The sequence below is a fragment of the Mediterranea sp. ET5 genome (assembly GCF_023337025.1).
Classification (GTDB): domain Bacteria; phylum Bacteroidota; class Bacteroidia; order Bacteroidales; family Bacteroidaceae; genus Phocaeicola_A.
Map to the genome: position 1 here is coordinate 1 of NZ_JAMBLN010000019.1, position 17120 is coordinate 17120.

13 protein-coding genes and 1 tRNA gene are annotated in these 17120 nt (G+C 54.1%); 2 read left to right on the plus strand and 12 right to left on the minus strand.

Going from position 1 to position 17120, the window contains the following annotated elements:
• Positions 1–204: 204 nt before the first annotated feature.
• The 3 genes from M3087_RS11275 to rsfS are packed head-to-tail and all read right to left on the minus strand — an operon-like array spanning position 205 to position 3482.
• Entirely contained in the window at positions 205–1050 is an 846-nt protein-coding gene (locus M3087_RS11275) for a phosphatidate cytidylyltransferase (RefSeq protein ID WP_249095779.1), read from the minus strand.
• A 16-nt stretch (positions 1051–1066) separates the two neighbouring features.
• Complete coding sequence (ftsH, locus tag M3087_RS11280) at positions 1067–3124, minus strand: ATP-dependent zinc metalloprotease FtsH (RefSeq protein WP_022384366.1); 2058 nt, start codon at positions 3122–3124, stop codon at positions 1067–1069.
• Positions 3125–3131: 7 nt separating this feature from the next.
• The gene (gene rsfS / locus M3087_RS11285) at positions 3132–3482 is read right to left on the minus strand and encodes a ribosome silencing factor (RefSeq protein WP_022384367.1); all 351 of its coding nucleotides are present in this window, start codon (positions 3480–3482) and stop codon (positions 3132–3134) included.
• 298 nt (positions 3483–3780) lie between these two features.
• Between rsfS and M3087_RS11290 the strand changes: the two genes are divergently transcribed.
• A tRNA-Gln gene (locus M3087_RS11290) sits at positions 3781–3851 on the plus strand.
• 873 nt (positions 3852–4724) lie between these two features.
• Here the strand turns inward: M3087_RS11290 and M3087_RS11295 are convergent.
• From M3087_RS11295 to dnaN, 7 genes are all read right to left on the minus strand, one after another.
• Positions 4725–5228, minus strand: a complete 504-nt coding sequence (locus M3087_RS11295) for a GAF domain-containing protein (RefSeq protein ID WP_249095782.1) — start codon at positions 5226–5228, stop codon at positions 4725–4727.
• Positions 5229–5325: 97 nt separating this feature from the next.
• Positions 5326–7008, minus strand: coding sequence for a serine protease (locus M3087_RS11300; RefSeq protein ID WP_249095784.1), 1683 nt, complete (start codon positions 7006–7008; stop codon positions 5326–5328).
• A 25-nt stretch (positions 7009–7033) separates the two neighbouring features.
• Positions 7034–7786: a 23S rRNA (guanosine(2251)-2'-O)-methyltransferase RlmB gene (gene rlmB / locus M3087_RS11305; protein ID WP_022384044.1), complete on the minus strand. Its 753-nt coding sequence runs from the start codon at positions 7784–7786 to the stop codon at positions 7034–7036.
• A gap of 44 nt (positions 7787–7830) precedes the next feature.
• Positions 7831–9489, minus strand: a complete 1659-nt coding sequence (recN, locus tag M3087_RS11310; RefSeq protein ID WP_249095786.1) for a DNA repair protein RecN — start codon at positions 9487–9489, stop codon at positions 7831–7833.
• An 11-nt stretch (positions 9490–9500) separates the two neighbouring features.
• Complete coding sequence (gene coaBC, locus M3087_RS11315; RefSeq protein ID WP_262918964.1) at positions 9501–10700, minus strand: bifunctional phosphopantothenoylcysteine decarboxylase/phosphopantothenate--cysteine ligase CoaBC; 1200 nt, start codon at positions 10698–10700, stop codon at positions 9501–9503.
• A gap of 8 nt (positions 10701–10708) precedes the next feature.
• Complete coding sequence (locus M3087_RS11320) at positions 10709–11479, minus strand: 3'-5' exonuclease (protein ID WP_022384041.1); 771 nt, start codon at positions 11477–11479, stop codon at positions 10709–10711.
• Positions 11480–11648: 169 nt separating this feature from the next.
• The gene (gene dnaN, locus M3087_RS11325) at positions 11649–12773 is read right to left on the minus strand and encodes a DNA polymerase III subunit beta (RefSeq protein WP_022384040.1); all 1125 of its coding nucleotides are present in this window, start codon (positions 12771–12773) and stop codon (positions 11649–11651) included.
• 144 nt (positions 12774–12917) lie between these two features.
• Between dnaN and M3087_RS11330 the strand changes: the two genes are divergently transcribed.
• Positions 12918–13301 (plus strand): DUF3127 domain-containing protein, encoded by a 384-nt coding sequence (locus M3087_RS11330; protein WP_022384039.1) that lies wholly within the window; start codon positions 12918–12920, stop codon positions 13299–13301.
• Positions 13302–13441: 140 nt separating this feature from the next.
• Here the strand turns inward: M3087_RS11330 and M3087_RS11335 are convergent, their stop codons facing one another.
• Positions 13442–15562 (minus strand): alpha/beta hydrolase family protein, encoded by a 2121-nt coding sequence (locus M3087_RS11335; RefSeq protein WP_022384038.1) that lies wholly within the window; start codon positions 15560–15562, stop codon positions 13442–13444.
• 160 nt (positions 15563–15722) lie between these two features.
• Positions 15723–17114: a DUF4270 domain-containing protein gene (locus M3087_RS11340; RefSeq protein ID WP_249095788.1), complete on the minus strand. Its 1392-nt coding sequence runs from the start codon at positions 17112–17114 to the stop codon at positions 15723–15725.
• Positions 17115–17120: the final 6 nt, after the last annotated feature.

A 17120-nucleotide genomic window follows, 5' to 3' on the forward strand; every position in this document is an offset into this window, starting at 1 on the left:
AACTATGGTTGCCAGACAGTTATGAGATTTGTGTTTTTTGAGTGACGAAGTCAGGAAATAGGAGCGATTGATAAAAGTCTTGACATCTCCTTTCGGAAACAGCGGACGCGGACGATGCAGGTCGCGTTGTCTCTTGTTGCGTCAAGAAAGACGGAGCCTGTATCGTCCGCGTCGGAAAGATGAATCTATGGAGATGGAATGGGGTCAGGAGAGGCTGATTGCCTGCAGGTAGAGCACTACCGCAGGAACCGCCAGCAGGGTGCTGTCGAAACGGTCGAGCATGCCGCCGTGACCCGGAAGGATGTTGCCCGAGTCCTTGATGCCCAGCTGACGTTTCATGAGCGACTCCACCAGGTCGCCCCATGTGCCGAAGACCACGACGGTCAGTGCAAAGCCTACCCATTGTGCCGCCGTGAGGAAGGGGAAGAAGTGTGCCATGACCAGTGAGACAAGGATGGAGATGACCCCTCCGCCAATCGAACCTTCCCACGACTTCTTGGGCGAGATGCGTGCAAAGAGACGGTGCTTGCCGAACAGCATGCCCGTGCAGTAGGCTCCCGTGTCGTTGCTCCAGTTGAAGATGAAGACGGACAGCGGAAGGATGGCATTGAAGCTGACGGGCGAGCTCTCCGACAGGTCGGTGTTACGCTGGAACGCCAGCACACAAAGCAAGGCAAAGGGCAAGGCCACGTAAATCTGACTCAGGAACGAGTACGCCCAGTTGTTGAGGGGACTACTCTGTTTGCGGTAAAGTTCGCTCACAAACAGGTAAATCAGAATCAGCAGGTAGGGGATGAAGATGCGGGCGTCCGATGCCTCGGTGCAGTAGCAGAAGAAGGCAAGGAACAGCAGCACACCGCCCATGGTGGTGATGAACGGGTTGACCGATACGTCTTCCTTGCTGTTCACCAGCCGGGCAAACTCCCACAGAGAGAGACCCGTGATGAGGGCGAACAGCAGTCCGAATGTAAACGGGCTGTAGAGGATGCCGCCGATGAGGAGGACGACAAACAGTATGCCCGTGATGCTTCTTTGTATGAGATTGTTCACAGCGTTTGTGTTTTGGTTATTCTTTCACTTCCGTAGCTTCGCCCTCGGCTATCTTCCGGTCGATGGCTGTGTCTTCGGGCTTCTTTTCAGCCGACGGTTCCGGTTGGGCGGACTTGTCGTCCGTCTGTGCGGGAGTCTCTGTCTCTTCCGGTTGCGGCTCAGAGTCGGCAAGGATTTCTTCCGAACGCGAAGCCCACGGACGTTTGCCGAAGATGTGCTCGACGTCTTCCGCGAAGATGACTTCACGTTCCATCAGCAGGTCTGCCAACCGGTTGTGGCCTTCCTTGTGTTCGGAGAGGATAGCCTTGGCACGTTCGTATTGCTCTTCCACCATCTTCTTCACTTCCTCGTCGATGAGTTGCGCCGTGTTTTCACTGTAAGGCTTGTTGAACGCATACTCGTCGTTGTTGTAGTAGCAGAGGTTCGGCAGACGGTCGCTCATGCCGGCATAGGCAATCATGCCGTAGGCCTGTTTGGTCACACGTTCCAGGTCGTTCATGGCTCCGGTGGAGATATGGCCGACGAAGAGCTGCTCGGCAGCACGTCCGCCCAGGAGGGCACACATCTCGTCGAGCATCTGCTCCTTGGTGGTAATCTGACGTTCTTCCGGCAGGTACCAGGCTGCACCCAGGGCACGTCCGCGGGGCACGATGGTGACCTTGATGAGCGGGTTGGCATGTTCGAGGAACCACGAGAGGGTGGCATGTCCTGCCTCATGCAGGGCGATGGTGCGTTTCTCGTTCTGTGTCATCACTTTGGTCTTTTTTTCCAGACCGCCGATGATGCGGTCGACGGCAGAGAGGAAGTCATCCTTGCTGACCGTCTTCTTGTTATGGCGGGCAGCGATCAGGGCTGCTTCGTTGCAGACGTTGGCGATGTCGGCACCCGAGAAGCCCGGGGTCTGACGTGCCAGCAGGTCTACGTCCACCGTGCTGTCAATCTTGATGGGACGGAGGTGGACACCGAAGACCTCCTTACGTTCGTTCAGGTCCGGCAGGTCGACGTGTATCTGACGGTCGAAGCGGCCGGCACGCAGCAGTGCCTTGTCGAGGATGTCTACCCGGTTGGTCGCTGCCAGGATGATGACACCGCTGTTTGACCCGAAGCCGTCCATTTCGGTCAGCAACTGGTTCAGCGTGTTCTCGCGTTCATCGTTTCCACCCATCGACGGGTTCTTGCCACGGGCACGACCCACGGCGTCGATTTCGTCGATGAAGATGATGCACGGCGACTTCTCTTTCGCCTGACGGAAAAGGTCACGCACGCGTGATGCACCTACGCCGACAAACATCTCCACGAAGTCCGAACCGGAGATGGAGAAGAACGGAACGTCGGCTTCACCCGCCACAGCCTTGGCGAGCAGGGTCTTACCTGTTCCCGGAGGACCTACCAGCAAGGCACCCTTGGGAATTTTACCTCCCAGCTCGGTGTATTTCTGGGGCTTCTTCAGGAAGTCCACGATTTCCTGCACCTCCTGCTTGGCTTCCGCCTGCCCGGCAACATCCTTGAAGGTCACGCGGTTGGCGCTTCCCTTCTCAAAGAGCTGTGCTTTTGACTTGCCGACGTTGAACACGCCGGACCCACCGCCTGAACCGGTGCCCATGCGTCGCATGAAGAACATCCAGATGGCAATGATGAGGATGAAGGGGAGCAGGTTGATGAGGATGGACATCATGTAGTTGCTCTTCTCCTGATAGTCGATGGTGATGTCTGCCCGGTCGGGGTGGTTGGCCTTTTCCTCTTTCAGGAACTCTTCCAGGCTGTCGGTCGAGCCGATGCGTGTATTGACCATCGGGCTTCTGCCGATTTTCTCAACCGGGATTTTCAGCACTTCGGGTGCATGTTCGGGTTTGATGTATACGTCGAGCGAGTTGTCGTTGTAGGCGACAATCTTGTTGACGTATCCTTTTTCTACATAGTTCTGGAACTCGGTGTACGTGATGCTCTTCTTGATTCCTCCATCCTGGTTGGTGAGGTAGAGGATACCGAGAATCACGATGATGAGGGCGTAGAACCAATTCAAGTTGAATTTGGGGCCCCCGTTGTTGGCTTTCGGATTCGTATTGTTGCTCATAGTTGTCTTAGTCAATGTCCGGAATAGTGATTAGTTGGGCATCTTCCCAGAGATGTTCCAAGTCATAGAATGCGCGTGGGGCAGGCAGGAAGATGTGTACCATGACGTTGGCATAGTCGAGTGCCACCCATTGGCAGTTCTCCAGTCCGCAGACGTTGAGCGGCTTTTCATGGGTCGCCTGTCTGACGGTTTCATAGATGGATTCGGTGATGGCTTGTATCTGACTGGGGGAGTTTCCTTGGCAAATCACGAAATAATCACAGATGGAATCTTCGATATCGGTGAGGTTGGCAATGACGATGCCTTTTCCTTTTTTTTCTTGAATACCTTTGGTTATGTTCTCTAGCAGTTCGTTCATTCTAAAAAATGGTTACTATTTAATATTTTAATCCGTGCTGAAATACGGATTACAAAGATACATGGATTTGTGAAATAGCTAAAGATGCAACCCATAAATGTGCCTTGTTTTTTGTATTTTTTGAGAATGAATCTTGTCATTTTGTCCATCTTCTCCGGAAGGCTGCCGGATTGCCTCCCGCTTATACACCTTATTATATGGAAATGGGGATGGACAAAAATTTTTTTGAAAAAAATATCCCCAGAGTATTTGCATGTATCAAAAATGTTGTATCTTTGCAGCGTCAAAACAAAAACAATGGGCTATGGTGTAATGGTAACACTACAGATTCTGGTCCTGTCATTCTTGGTTCGAATCCAGGTAGCCCAGCGATAAAAAAGGAATACATCAACAGATGTGTTCCTTTTTTGGTTAATGGGTGCTTTCAAACAGGGGCGCGCCAAGGTGGCTCAGTTTGTTTTCTGGCTCAGTTTGTTTTCTTGGGGCTTTAACGGTGGCTCAGCTTGTGCTATTTCTGTAAGTCGACTCCAATTGCGGGTCAATCCGAAATCGATGGCCATGCGGCGTGGGGTTCGGGCGACCAGACCGGTCGCCCCTACATCAGGGACGATGAGGCGTCTACTGTCGGTGTTCGTTTACAGGTTGGATTACGATTTGACAAAATGTCAAACGAAGGCTCTGAGAGTGCCGTTCCTCGCACCAAAATACAGTCTGGTGGATTTCGTGGCATTCTCAGGTGATTTGCAAAATACACATTGTTGCTGTATAGGAAACTTTTCTTCCTTTTTGCGAAGGTTTCCTGCAGAGGCAACGCTCCTTGTCACTCCTCCTCCTGAATACCCCTCTTTTTATTACCTTCTGATTTGTTGACAGGGCACACCTTCTGGAGAGTGAAACTCACTTCTTTTTACTTCCATCTTCCAAAGATTTGACTTCCGGGCACGAAACAATCGTGTTTGGGAGGTGAAACTATATTGTTTGGCGCGGCAAACTATATTGTTTGGCTCGCGAAACAATATTGTTCCGGGCACGTTTTGTCTGTTTTTCGAAAATGAAATGTATAGTTTTCTAAAATGAAGGGCTTTTTTCGGGCGTTCCGTTTGCAATCATTCACGTTTCGTCTCCAGATTATCGGATTTTCGAAAAGGGTGAGTTAGCCGGAAACGGGATATTTGCCAACTATGTCAAGCAAAAGCCGGGAAGTGCTTTCTTTTTGATTTCCCGGCAGGCTGCTTCCGTCGGTTATGCCCACAGGTGGGAGAGGTGAGAGGAGAGGATTTCCAGGTAGTGACGGTCGGTCTCGTCGAAGGTGGAAAGTTCGCGGCTGTCGATGTCGAGCACGGCAACCACTTCATCGGTGACGGGATGGAAGACCGGAACAACAATCTCCGAGCGTGACAGGGAGCTGCACGCGATATGTCCCGGGAAGCGGTCAACGTCCGGTACAACCAGGGTGTGTCTTTCTGCCCAGGCGGTGCCACATACTCCCCGTCCGTAGTGGATGCGGGTGCATGCCAGCGGACCTTGAAAAGGTGCCAGCACCAGTTGGGGAACTTCGCCTTCGCGGCTTTTCACTTCATAGAAGCCCACCCAGAAGAAGTCGAACGCCTCTTTCAGGATGGCGGCGGTGTTGGCAAGGTTGGCGGTGCGGTCAGTCTCGCCTTCGAGGACGGATACAAGTTGGGGCAGCACTTCTTCGTACCGTCCTTTTTTATCGGAAGCTGTCAACAGGAGTTCTTCTGCCATGTGGAGTCGGATTGTCCCGTAGCGGGGGAAAGTGGGCACAGAGGCGCCGTGTCAGGTGTCAACAACCGGTGCCCCTGTGCGGGATAAGTTGAATGATTTATTTGGCGTATTTGTCCAGCAGGGTCTGGGCATTCGGGTCACCCAGTTCTTTGGCCTTCAGCAGGTTCTTTTTACCTTCCTCCTTCTGCTTCAGCTGGATTTGTCCGAAGCCTAGCATGCGGTAGAGGTCGGCGTTGTCCGGTGCGAGTGCGATGCCTTTCCGGGCGGCTTCGACGGCTTTGTCGAATTGGCTGAAACGGGTATAGAGAGCCACCTGCTCCACGACATAGAGCACCTGTTTCGGGTCCATCTCCACTGCTTTTTCGATGTCGTCGAGTGCCTGCTGGTAGAGTCTGCATTGCATCTCTGCCTGTTCGCGGACGTAGAAGAACTCGGCACTGGCTTTTCCCAGCACGAGTTTCTCGTATTCGTTGTAGTCAGCCACTGCCTCACGGAATTTGCCTGCCTCCACTTTCATCTGGGCACGTTGGAAGACGTAGGGGGCTGCCTTTTCCGTCAGCAGGTCGCCGAAGAAGGCAACGGTGCTGTCCATCAGTGCCAGCGCCTCGTCCTGAGAGCCCATCAGCTGCTTGGTGCGTGCGGCGCTGAACAGGCTTTCAGCGGAACGGAGCTCGGAGTGGTTGACGCGGTCGTAGCAGGCGTAGGCGTGTTCATAGTCCTGCTTGCCGAAGTAGATGTCTCCCTGGGTCTGTACATAGAGCGGCATCGGGTTGAGCTTGATGGCCTCCTCGATGTATTGCAACGCTTTGTCCAGGGTCCATTCCGGATAGGTGATGCCGTTGGCAACGATCTGGAGCAGCATTTTGGCGGCACTGTAGTAGGCGTCGTCCTTCTGTTCCGATACTTCCAGCGCCTGCCGGATGTCTTCGTCCGCCCGCTTGTAGTTGTCTTCCCCTTTCCGGTCGAGGTAGAAGGTGGCACGGCGCAGGTAGCCTTCGTGGCTGGCGGGGAACTGGCGGATGTAGTCGTTGATGAGTGCCAGGTAGTCGTCGGCAGGCAGGCTGCTCGACATCATGAGGTAGACCTGTGCCTCGTCCTGCTTTTCGGGGAGTCCCTTGCGGATGCCGATGTTGTTGAGGGCATAGTCCATGCGAGAGAGGGCGTTGAGGCTCAGTTCGGCGGCAAAGGCGGCATCCACGGCATAGCTGTCGGCGGACTGGCTGTCAGCGGATTTCTGAATCATGCCCAGCACCTCGCCTTCGGCATTGGTGATGGGGCAGCTCACCGACTTGTCGCCAGTCTGCAGGTGGAGTGTGTAGTAGGAATATTTGCTCTCCACCTGGGTGACGGCGTCCACCGTTCCGCGTCCGAGGGTGTTCTCCTTCTGCGAGGCATACGGCAGCAGGAAGACGGTGCTGCCAACGGCTGCCGGTGTCTTTGCCAGTGTGACGGCGTCCACTTCCTTGTCGGTCTGTACGCGGAACTTCACGAGGTCGTACATCGAGTTGGCGCCGAGGATGCAGTCCACGGGGAACTCTTTGCCGTCGGAGTTGATGATGACGGCACGTTGGGCACCTTCGAACAGGCTGTAGTCGGCTACGGCTGTTCCGTCGCTCTTCACGAAAAAGCCGTTGCCGGTGTTCATGATTTTATTGTCTTTGTCGTAGGTTACGATGGAGATGATTGCCTTGCGGGCCTTGCCGACCCATTTGGGAGTCTGCGCGGACACGGTTGTCCAGGACGTCAGCAGGGCAAGGATGAGGTATAAGAATCTTTTCATGGATAGGAAGAATTTGAGTTATCAATCAGGATTGTCCGAGTCCCCGTTGTCTGACGGCTTCATACATCAGGATGCCTGCTGCCACAGACACGTTGAGCGAGCCGATGTGTCCGAAGAGAGGGATTTTCACCCATTCGTCGCACAGTGCCAGGTGTTCGTAGGGGATGCCGGTGTCCTCGGCTCCCATGATGATGCAAACGGGGTCGGTATAGTTGGCATGGGTATAGTCATAGTCGCCCTTCTCGGTGGCTGCGATGATTCTGAAGCCACAGTCCTTCAGTTGCTTGATGGTGGCGGTCAGGCTTTGTTCGCGGCAGACGGGCAGGGTGTGCAGGGCGCCTGCGGAGGTTTTTACGGCGTCAGCGTTGACGCTCACACTGTTTTTGGCAGGGATGATGATGGCATCCACTCCGGCACATTCACACGTACGGGCGATGGCGCCGAAGTTGCGTACGTCGGTCACGCCGTCGAGCATGACGAACAGGGGTACCTTCCCTTCTTCAAAGAGGGTGGGCACGAGGTCTTCACTCTTCTGGTAGGTCACCGCCGCGATGAATGCCACCACGCCCTGGTGGTTCTTGCGGGTGATGCGGTTGAGTTTCTCCACGGGGACGCGCTGTACGGGGATGAACCGGTCCTTGAGTGCGGCGAACAGCTCCTTGGACAGGTCGCTCTGTATGTCCCGTTTCACGAGTATCTTGTCAATCTCTTTTCCGGCTTCTATGGCTTCGATGACGGCTCTTACGCCGAATATCATTTCGCTTCTTTCTTCGTTCATTGTCTTTTTCAAATCGGTAATGTCAATGGAATAGGGGTAGGGTTTCAGTGCTTCAGCAGTGCCTTGGCATTGTTGATGGCAGCTTCGGTCAGGGTGGCTCCGCTCAGCATGTGGGCAATCTCCTCCACACGTTCGTCGGGTGTCAGCTGACGGATGTGGCTGGTCGTGCCCTGCTCGTCGTCCTGCTTGTAGACCTTGTAGTGGTTGCTTCCCAAGGCTGCGATTTGCGGCAGGTGGGTGATGCTGATGACCTGCCGTTCGCGGTTGCCCATCTCCTGCATGATGTGTGCCATGCGTTCGGCGATTTGTCCCGAGACACCGGTATCAATCTCGTCGAAGATGATGGTCGGCAGCTTGACGGCTCCGGCAATCATGGCCTTGATGGAGAGCATGACGCGGGCAATCTCTCCACCGGATGCGACGGATGCTACATTTTGCAGGACTCCGTTCTTGTTGGCGGAGAAGAGGAAGTTGACGCAATCCGCTCCGTAAGCATCCGGTTCCTTGCGCGGAGTCAGCTCCACGACGAACTGCACGTTGGGGATTCCCAGGGGCACCAGGTACTCCTTCATGCCCTTCTCAATCCTTCGGGCAGCCTCGGTGCGTACGTTCGTGAGCCTGCCTGCCACCTCCATGACGCGGGCATAGTCTTTCTCTTTCTGTGCGGTCAGTTCCGCTATCCGGTCGTCGGCGGAAGTGATGGCATGGAGCTTTTCCTGGAACGACTGCTCGATGCTCATCAGTTCGGCAACGGTGTCGACATGATGTTTCTGTTGCAGGGTATAGAGTTGGTTGAGGCGTTCGTTGACATAGTCCAGCCGTTGCGGATTGAACTCCACCTCTTCGCTCTGGTTGCTGATTTCGTGTTCGATGTCTTTCAGCTCGATGTAGCAGCTCTCCAGGCGTTCGGACAGTTCTTCTGTCGGGGGATAGATGGAGTTCAGGTCGTGTAGGCGGTTCTGCGCTTCCTTCAGGTTGGCGAGGATGCCGCCTTCATCACCGGCCAGCAGGGCGTCGACGTGGTACAGTCCCGACTTGATGTCCTCTGCATGGCTCAGTGTCTCGGCCTCCTGTTCCAGTTCCTCCTGTTCGCCTTCCTTCAGCCCGATTTCCGCAAACTGTTCCAGTTGGAAACGGATGTAGTCTTCGTCTGCCCGGTTCTTCTCCGCCGTGGCAATGGCTTCCGCTAAAGCCTTGCTGCTGGACCGGTATTGGGCAAAGCACTTGCCGTACTCCGTCAGCAAGGCTGCATCCTGCGCGATGATGTCGACCACATTCAGCTGGAAGCCTTCGGTGTTGAGCAGCAGGTTCTGGTGCTGTGAATGCACGTCGATGAGCATCTCGCCCAGTTCTTTCATCAGGCTGAGCGGCGCAGGGGTGTCATTGATGAACGCACGGCTCTTGCCCGACGCCATCACTTCCCGGCGTAAGATGCATTCCGGGTCATAGGTCAGGTCGTTGCGCTCGAAGAAGTCCTCCATGTGGTAGTTGCCAATCTGGAAATGTGCCTCGATGGTGCATCGTGAAGCTCCTTTCTTGATGGCTTTGGTGTCCGCACGCTGTCCGAGCAACAGGCCGATGGCTCCCAGGATGATGGACTTTCCCGCACCGGTCTCGCCGGTAATTACGGAGAATCCGGTGTCGAAGCGGATGTCGAGCGTGTCAATCAGTGCGTAGTTCTGTATGAATAGAGATTGTAGCATATCTTCTACGGTTATGAAACAAATTCCCGGCACAGGCGGTCGACGATGTCGGCTGCCACTTCCTTCTTGCTTTTCAGCGGATAGGCGGTACTCCCTTCGGCATCGAGGATGGTTATCTTGTTGGTGTCGTGGCGGAAGCCTGCCCCTGCATCCCGCAAGGAGTTCAGTACGATGAAGTTGAGGTTCTTGCGCCGGAGCTTGTCCTGTGCATGTTCCGCCTCGTGGTCAGTCTCCAGGGCAAATCCGACCAGGCATTGGTGTGCCTGCTTCCGTTGTCCGAGGGCGGCAGCAATGTCGTGCGTCGGCTTCAGACGTAACACCAGGTCGTCGTGCTCGCGCTTGATTTTATGGTCAGCCACCTCTTCCGGTGTAAAGTCTGCCACGGCAGCACAGAGGATGGCAGCATCGGCGTCGGCAAACTCGCGGAGCGTGGCTTCGTGCATTTCCGCAGCACTCTCCACATCGATACGGCGTATGCCGGGGTGTGACGTCGTCAGCTGTACCGGTCCGCTTACCAGGATGACTTCGGCTCCTCTCACGGCACATTCTTCAGCCAGTGCATATCCCATCTTCCCGGAGGAGTAGTTGCCGATGAAGCGGACGGGGTCAATCTTCTCGTAGGTCGGTCCTGCCGTGATGACTACTTTTTTTTTTGCCAGCTCTGCACCCTTGGCGAAGTAGTCTTCCAGTATCCGGACGATGTTGTCCGGCTCTTCCATGCGTCCCTTGCCCACGAGATGGCTTGCCAGCTCTCCTTCTCCCGGTTCGATGATGTGGTTGCCGTAGGAGCGGAGGATGTCAAGGTTGTGCTGGGTCGCAGGATGAGCGAACATGTCCAGGTCCATGGCCGGTGCGATGAAGACCGGAGCCTTCATGGACAGATAAGTTGTGATGAGCATGTTGTCGGCAATGCCGTGTGCCATCTTGCCGATGGTAGAGGCGGTAGCCGGAGCTACAATCATGGCGTCGGCCCACAGTCCCAGGTCCACATGGCTGTGCCACGTGCCGTCACGTTGCGAGAAAAACTCGCTGATGACGGGCTTGCTGGTCAATGCCGAGAGGGTGATGGGGGTGATGAACTCCTTGCCGGCAGGAGTAATGACGACCTGCACTTCGGCTCCCTTCTTGATCAAGGCACGGATGAGATAAGCTGCCTTGTAAGCGGCGATGCTTCCCGTGATGCCTAGTACGAACTTCTTTCCTTCAAGCATGATTCTGTTTATTTCGAGGCTTCGCGGATTCTGATTCTGGTCAACATCTGCTTGGTGTTGAGCGTGAAGTCGCCCTGCAGGATCCAGCTGTAGTAGCCCGGGTCCTTGCGCAACACCTCTGCTACGGGTACTCCCTTGTACTTGCCGAAGTTGAATACTTCCACTCCTTTGTCGTCGTAGACCATCCGTCCGGCAAAGTCCACGTTGCGGTTGAAGCTTGAGTAGTCTGCCAGGAAGGAAATGTCGTTTTTCAGTACATCGGGATAGCGGTCGAGCTGTGCTTGCAACACCTCGTAGGTCGCACGGGTATCGGCTTCAGCCGTGTGTGCATCTTCCAGGTTCTTGTGGCAATAGAACTTGTAGGCGGCAGACAGGGTACGCTGTTCCAGCTTGTGGTAGATGACCTGTACGTCGACAAACTTGCGGCGGTTCAGGTCGATGTCTACCCCTGCACGCAGGAACTCTTCCGCCAGCACGGGAATATCAAATCGGTTGGAATTGAAGCCGCCGAGGTCGCAGCCCTCGATGTCGCGGGCGATGGACGCAGCCACATCCTTGAAGCGCGGACAGTCTGCCACGTCTTCATCATGGATGCCATGTACGGCGGTGGAAGCTTCGGGGATGTGCATCTCCGGGTTGATACGCATGGTCTTGCTTTCTTCGTTTCCGTTGGGGTACACCTTCAGGTAGCAGATTTCGACGATGCGGTCGGAGTTTATGTTGGTTCCCGTCGTTTCCAAGTCAAAGAACACGATGGGATTCTTTAAGTTCAGTTTCATAAGTCGGTATTTCAAATGTCGCAAGCATCCGGTCGCTGCCTCACCTCCTGATTGGGTTGACGGTGGTCAGACAGACTTCCGTTCCAGACCGTAACGGGACGCCGGCCCATTGAGGGAGCGGTAGAGTGCCGGAGCTTGTAAAAGTCAGTCAGAATAAAAACAGGATGCATCAATCGTTGAGCATCATGGGCATGAGCAGCATGAGCAGGTCGCAGTTCTCTTCCTGTTCAGCAGGGACGATTACGCCGGCACGCGACGGGTCAGCCAGTTCGATGATGACATCCTGTCCCGGGAGGTTGTTCAGGATGTCGATGAGGAACGGAGCCTTGAAGCCGATGCTCATCGGGTTGCCCTCGTATTGGCAGACCAGCGTCTCTTCTGCCGAAGTGGAGAAGTCGAGGTCCTGTGTGGAGATGACCAGCTTGTTGTCACCCATGCGGAGCTTCACAAGGCTGCTCGATTGCGAGGAGAAGACCGACACGCGGCGCAAGGCGCTCAGGAGCACGGCGCGGTCAATGGTAATCTTATAGGGGTTGTTTTGAGGAATGACGGAGTTGTAGTTCGGATAGCGTCCTTCAATCAGTCGGCATACCATGCGGTATTTCTCCAGCGTGATGACAGCGTTGCGGTCGTCAAAGTCGATGCTTACCGAGTTCTCCTCTTTGGTCAACACGTTTTTCAGCAGGTTCGCCGGTTTCTTGGGGAGGATAAAGGCTGCCTTCTCACTGCCTTTGACCGAGAGATTCTTGTTGCGTACCAGCTTGTGTCCGTCGGAAGCAACCATGGTGATGTCGTCGGGAGTAATGTCGAAATAGATACCGTTCATCACCGGACGCAACTCGTCGTCAGCTGTGGCAAAGAGTGCGCGGTTGATGCCGTTCAGCAGTACGTCAGCGGGGATGTTGGCATGTACGGCATTGTCGCCCAGGGTGGCAGGTTGCGGATATTCATCGGCGTTCTGTCCCATGACGGTGTATTGTCCGTTCATGTACTGCACGGTAATTTCGAGGGTATTGGGGTTGAGATTGAAAGTCAGGGGTTGTTCCGGTATTTCCTTCATCGCGTCCAGCAACGTGCGGGCCACAATGGCAAAGCGTCCGTCACTGTCGCTCTCGGTCACCTCGATGGAGGTTACCATGGTGGTCTCGGTGTCGGATGCAGTGATGGAGAGTGTTCCGTCTTGCAGATTGAAGAGGAAACAGTCCATGATGGGGAGAGTATTTTTGGAGTTGATAACGCGGCTAATCGCTTGCAAATGACTTAAAAGAGAAGTGCTGGAAACGATAAATTTCATACGTCTTTCTATTTATGTTTATTGGTTATTATGCGTGCACAAAACTACTAATTTTATATGTAATGCCCCTAAAAAAAGTGTCGAAAATTCGTTTAATTACCAAGAATGGTGTACATTCGCAGCTGAATTAATACACTTAAACAAATGGAATTTACAGGAAAAGTCATTGCTATACTTCCCCCAAGAGGTGGTGTTTCCAAGTCAACGGGCAACGAATGGAAGGCCCAAGAGTATGTCATCGAGAATCATGACCAATATCCCCGCAAGATGTGTTTCGATGTGTTCGGAGCAGACAAGATTGCGCAATTCAATATCCAGATGGGTGAAGAGTTGACCGTTTCGTTCGATATTGACGCTCGTCAGTGGCAAGACCGCTGGTTCAACAGTATCCGTGCATGGAAGGTTGAACGTGTGGCTGCCCCGCAGATGGGTGCTCCGGAACCGGCTCCTGAAGCTCCGTTCCCGCCTGCATCGGCTGCTCCGGCAGACTTTGCTGCAACCGACGAGAAGGACGACCTGCCTTTCTGACCCTTTTCAATTTCTGAGACTGTTCGCAACAGGCTTTCCGGCCTGGATAAACAGATAACGCGGACGACACGGCTGTCATTCAGCTCGGTGTCGTCCGCGTCATTTTTACAGGGCAGGTCTTGACGTGTGACGAAGGTTCATCATTGGGCAGGTTTCAGCCATTTGTCAAGCCATTCGAAGAAGGTGCGTTGCCAGAGGATGCCGTTTTGAGGTTTGAGCACCCAGTGGTTCTCGTCCGGATAAATGAGCAATTCAGCCGGGATACCGCGCAGTACGGCTGCATTGAAGGCGGACATGCCTTGTGAAGCCAGGATGCGGTAATCCTTTTCACCATGTATGCACAGGATGGGGGTGTCCCATTTGTCTACGAACTTGTGCGGTGAGTTGGCAAAGGTGCGTTGGGCTGTGGCGTTGTTTCGGTCCCAGTAAGCACCGCCCATGTCCCAATTGGCAAACCACATCTCTTCTGTTTCCAGGTATTGCTGTTCCATGTTGAAGATGCCGTCGTGGGCGATGAACGCCTTGAAGCGTTTGTTGTGATGTCCTGCCAACCAGTATACGGAGAATCCGCCGAAGCTGGCTCCCACACAGCCCAGGTGGTCTGTGTCTACAAACGGCTCTTTGGAGAAGGTGTCGATGGCTGTCAGGTAGTCTTTCATGCACTGGCCTCCGTAATCGCCGCTGATTGCTTCCAGCCATTCGCTGCCGAAGCCCGGCAGTCCACGTCGGTTGGGAGCTACGATGATGTAGTCATTGGCAGCCATAATCTGGAAATTCCAGCGGAAGGACCAGAACTGGCTGACGGGGCTTTGCGGTCCGCCTTCGCAATAAAGCAGGGTGGGGTATTTCTTTGCCGGGTCGAAGTGGGGCGGGTAAATGATCCAGACGAGCATGTCTTTGCCGTCGGTGGTCTTCATCCAACGTTCTTCCACCTTGCCCATTTCAATCTGGTCGAGGATATGTTTGTTCTCCGTGGTGAGCTGTGCCACTTGTCCGTCTGCCGGATTGAGGGCGTACAGCTCGTCGGGACTGCTCATGGAGTGTCGTTTGCAGATGACACGGTCGCCCAGCAGGTCTACGCCGTCATAGTCGAACACACCGTCGGTGAGCTTCTCCACATTCCCTTCCAGAGTGGTGCGGTAGACCATTTTCGTGGCATGCCATACGCCGGTGAAGTAGAGCGATTGTGAGTCGTGGTTCCAGCAGTAGGAGTCTACTCCGGAGTCGAAGCTCTCAGTGACATAAGTCTTGCTCTTGTCTGTCAGGTTATACACACAGAGGCGGTTGCGGTCGCTCTCATAGCCGTCGCGGGCCATGCTTTGCCAGGCTACATAATGTCCGTCGGGTGAGAACTGCGGGTTGGTGTCATATCCCATGTTCTGGTCGGCATCACCTTCCTGCTTGCATAGGTTGGTAGTTTGTTTGCTAGCCACTTCGTAGAGATAGATGTCCGAGTCAGTCGACAGGGCATACGCCTTGCCTGTCTTCTTCCGGCTGGTGTAGGCGATGTATTTGGAGTCGGGGCTCCATGCCAACTGTTCCATGCCGCCAAAAGGTTTCATGGGCGATTCGTAAGGCTCGCCTTCCAGCAGATCGGTCACATTGCTGATGGATTTGCCGTCGAAGTCAGCCACAAACGGATGGGGTACGGAGGTTACCCACTCATCCCAGTGCTTGTACATCAGGTCGGTGATGACACGGCCTGAAGCTTTCGGCAGGTCCGGATAGCGGTCGGCGGTTGTCTCGCCATATTTTACCTGAGCGATGAAGAGCAGTTTCTTGCCGTCAGGTGAAAATGAGAATCCCTCGATGTCCTTGTCATAAGAGGCAATCATCGTACGTCCGCTGCCGTCGGGATTCATTTCCCAAACCTCATTCTTTCCGTTGGCTGCACTCAGATAGGCCAGCTTGGTACCCCCTTTGATCCAGCGCGGTTCACCTTCATTGCCGGCTCCCTGGGTGAGGAGCGTGTTTCCTGTGCCGTCGGCATTCATCAAGTAGATGACGTTGTGGCTCTTGTTTTCCGGTACGCTGTAGTATGCGACCGTATAGGCCACTTTCTGTGCGTCGGGTGAGACGGACATGCTTCCGATACGTCCCATTGCCCAAAGTGCCTCGGGGCTGAGACGTCCGTCTTTGACTGTGATTTCCTGACGGCCGATGACGGGACCGTCGTCGGTGGTTTCCGGATTGCCACCGGGTGTTGCGCACGAAGCCAATAGCATCGCGGCAGACATCATTGCAACGTGAGTCTTGTTCATGATACGGATGTATGTTTTTGTTGATGTGCAAATGTAAGAAAAGCCTTTGGGATAGCAGGTATGAGGACCGGCATTTCTTACGCTTTGATAAAAAGACCATGCGGACACAACGGTACAGTGCCCGTTATGCCCGCATGGCGCATGTAGAGGGTTGAAAAGCCTATTTTGAATCTTGGTATTTGCTGTAGATGATGCTGAGCTTGATGTCCTCTTTCTTCAGCTTGGCAAAGTTGAGGCTCAGGTCATGCAGCACACGGACGGTGATGACCGTGTTGCTGCTGGTCGTCTGTGTCACGCGCGTGATGGGGACAAGCACGACCTTGTTCCAGTCGGGATCCTTGTCATAGTCCGGGTTGTCGCGACGCTGACGGCGTAATGTATTCACCAGGTTGGTGATGTTGGAATAGGTGTACTGGTTGTTGGAGAGCGTCGTGTAGTACGAAGTAATGTTGTCAGGCACCTTTTGCTCTTCAAAGAACGAACCTAATTCCGACTTCGGTATCATCAGCAGTTCCTGCGGGGTTCCCATCTGGTACTTGGAAGCATTGAGGTTGTTCTTGCGGTAGATGGTCAGCGAGGCGGCATTGATGGTGTCATTGAGAGAAATCTCATCAATCGGCAGTTCCACTTCGGGGAACACGCCTGCCGGCGTCATGACGTATGCCACATCATTGTTCTGTGCAATCAGCTGGTCTATGTTCTTCATGGAGAAGCGGTTCTCCTGTACGATTTCCGGTGTTGCACGGAACTGGGAGAAGGCCGTTACCAATGAATCGACCTGACCGGTGGAGCTTTTCACCTTGTAGTCGAAGTAGACATCGAGGTAGACATAGTTGATGTTCAACACGGAACCGTCGCCCTGTGTATGCTTCAGATAGAATCCCTTGAACACATTGCGGATGAACTCCTCGGAGTTCTTATAATATTCGGGGTGTTCGTAGTAAGTCTTGAACAGGCGGTTGCCGAAGCTCTTGGGCAGAGGGATGGTGAGCATGTGCACTCCATTGCTTGCGAACAGCGAGTCGCCATGTATCATGTCGATGGCGGTATAGGCCTGTTCCTGGATAGGAGCCTGGTTGACGTCGTAATACTGGGTCGGATCCAGGTTGGTGTAGTAGCTTTCATCCGCTTCAAGCACCCTTGTCAGCTCATGGACCGCCAACTTCTGTGCTGCCAGCGAATCGCCGAAGTAAGAAGAGTAGTACAGGTTGAGCTCCACGGAGCGTGCTTCCGGGTTTTCCGGGTCTGCGAGCAGGCTCTTGTCGGGGAACTTGAAGTCTTCGGGGCAATAGAACTCCGTCAGGAAGTCCGATTCAAACACGGTGTTCGTATACGGGTCCGTGAACTTGCCCAAGTAGGCTGTCGTTGTGCGGGCGAGTATGCTGTCTACCGCAAACGATGTTATGTTCACGGGGTAGTCAGTCTGTGTGCTGATGGTGAAGTCGCCATCGGGCATTACTTCCACACCCAGGTTTGAAGTGTTGTCGTCGCATGCGGCGAACACAAGCAGGGAGGAAACCAATGCCCCGCGCAGGATGCTACAGATTCTCATCGTCGT

What these genes read in the sequence shown, in the direction of transcription:
- coaBC (WP_262918964.1), bottom strand. Translation starts at nt 10,700, where the DNA reads ATGCTTGAAGGAAAGAAGTTCGTACTAGGCATCACGGGAAGCATCGCC.
- ftsH (WP_022384366.1), bottom strand. Translation starts at nt 3,124, where the DNA reads ATGAGCAACAATACGAATCCGAAAGCCAACAACGGGGGCCCCAAATTC.
- M3087_RS11340 (WP_249095788.1), bottom strand. Translation starts at nt 17,114, where the DNA reads ATGAGAATCTGTAGCATCCTGCGCGGGGCATTGGTTTCCTCCCTGCTT.
- M3087_RS11295 (WP_249095782.1), bottom strand. Translation starts at nt 5,228, where the DNA reads ATGGCAGAAGAACTCCTGTTGACAGCTTCCGATAAAAAAGGACGGTAC.
- M3087_RS11320 (WP_022384041.1), bottom strand. Translation starts at nt 11,479, where the DNA reads ATGAAACTGAACTTAAAGAATCCCATCGTGTTCTTTGACTTGGAAACG.
- M3087_RS11300 (WP_249095784.1), bottom strand. Translation starts at nt 7,008, where the DNA reads ATGAAAAGATTCTTATACCTCATCCTTGCCCTGCTGACGTCCTGGACA.
- dnaN (WP_022384040.1), bottom strand. Translation starts at nt 12,773, where the DNA reads ATGAAATTTATCGTTTCCAGCACTTCTCTTTTAAGTCATTTGCAAGCG.
- rsfS (WP_022384367.1), bottom strand. Translation starts at nt 3,482, where the DNA reads ATGAACGAACTGCTAGAGAACATAACCAAAGGTATTCAAGAAAAAAAA.
- M3087_RS11330 (WP_022384039.1), top strand. Translation starts at nt 12,918, where the DNA reads ATGGAATTTACAGGAAAAGTCATTGCTATACTTCCCCCAAGAGGTGGT.
- recN (WP_249095786.1), bottom strand. Translation starts at nt 9,489, where the DNA reads ATGCTACAATCTCTATTCATACAGAACTACGCACTGATTGACACGCTC.
- M3087_RS11335 (WP_022384038.1), bottom strand. Translation starts at nt 15,562, where the DNA reads ATGAACAAGACTCACGTTGCAATGATGTCTGCCGCGATGCTATTGGCT.
- rlmB (WP_022384044.1), bottom strand. Translation starts at nt 7,786, where the DNA reads ATGAACGAAGAAAGAAGCGAAATGATATTCGGCGTAAGAGCCGTCATC.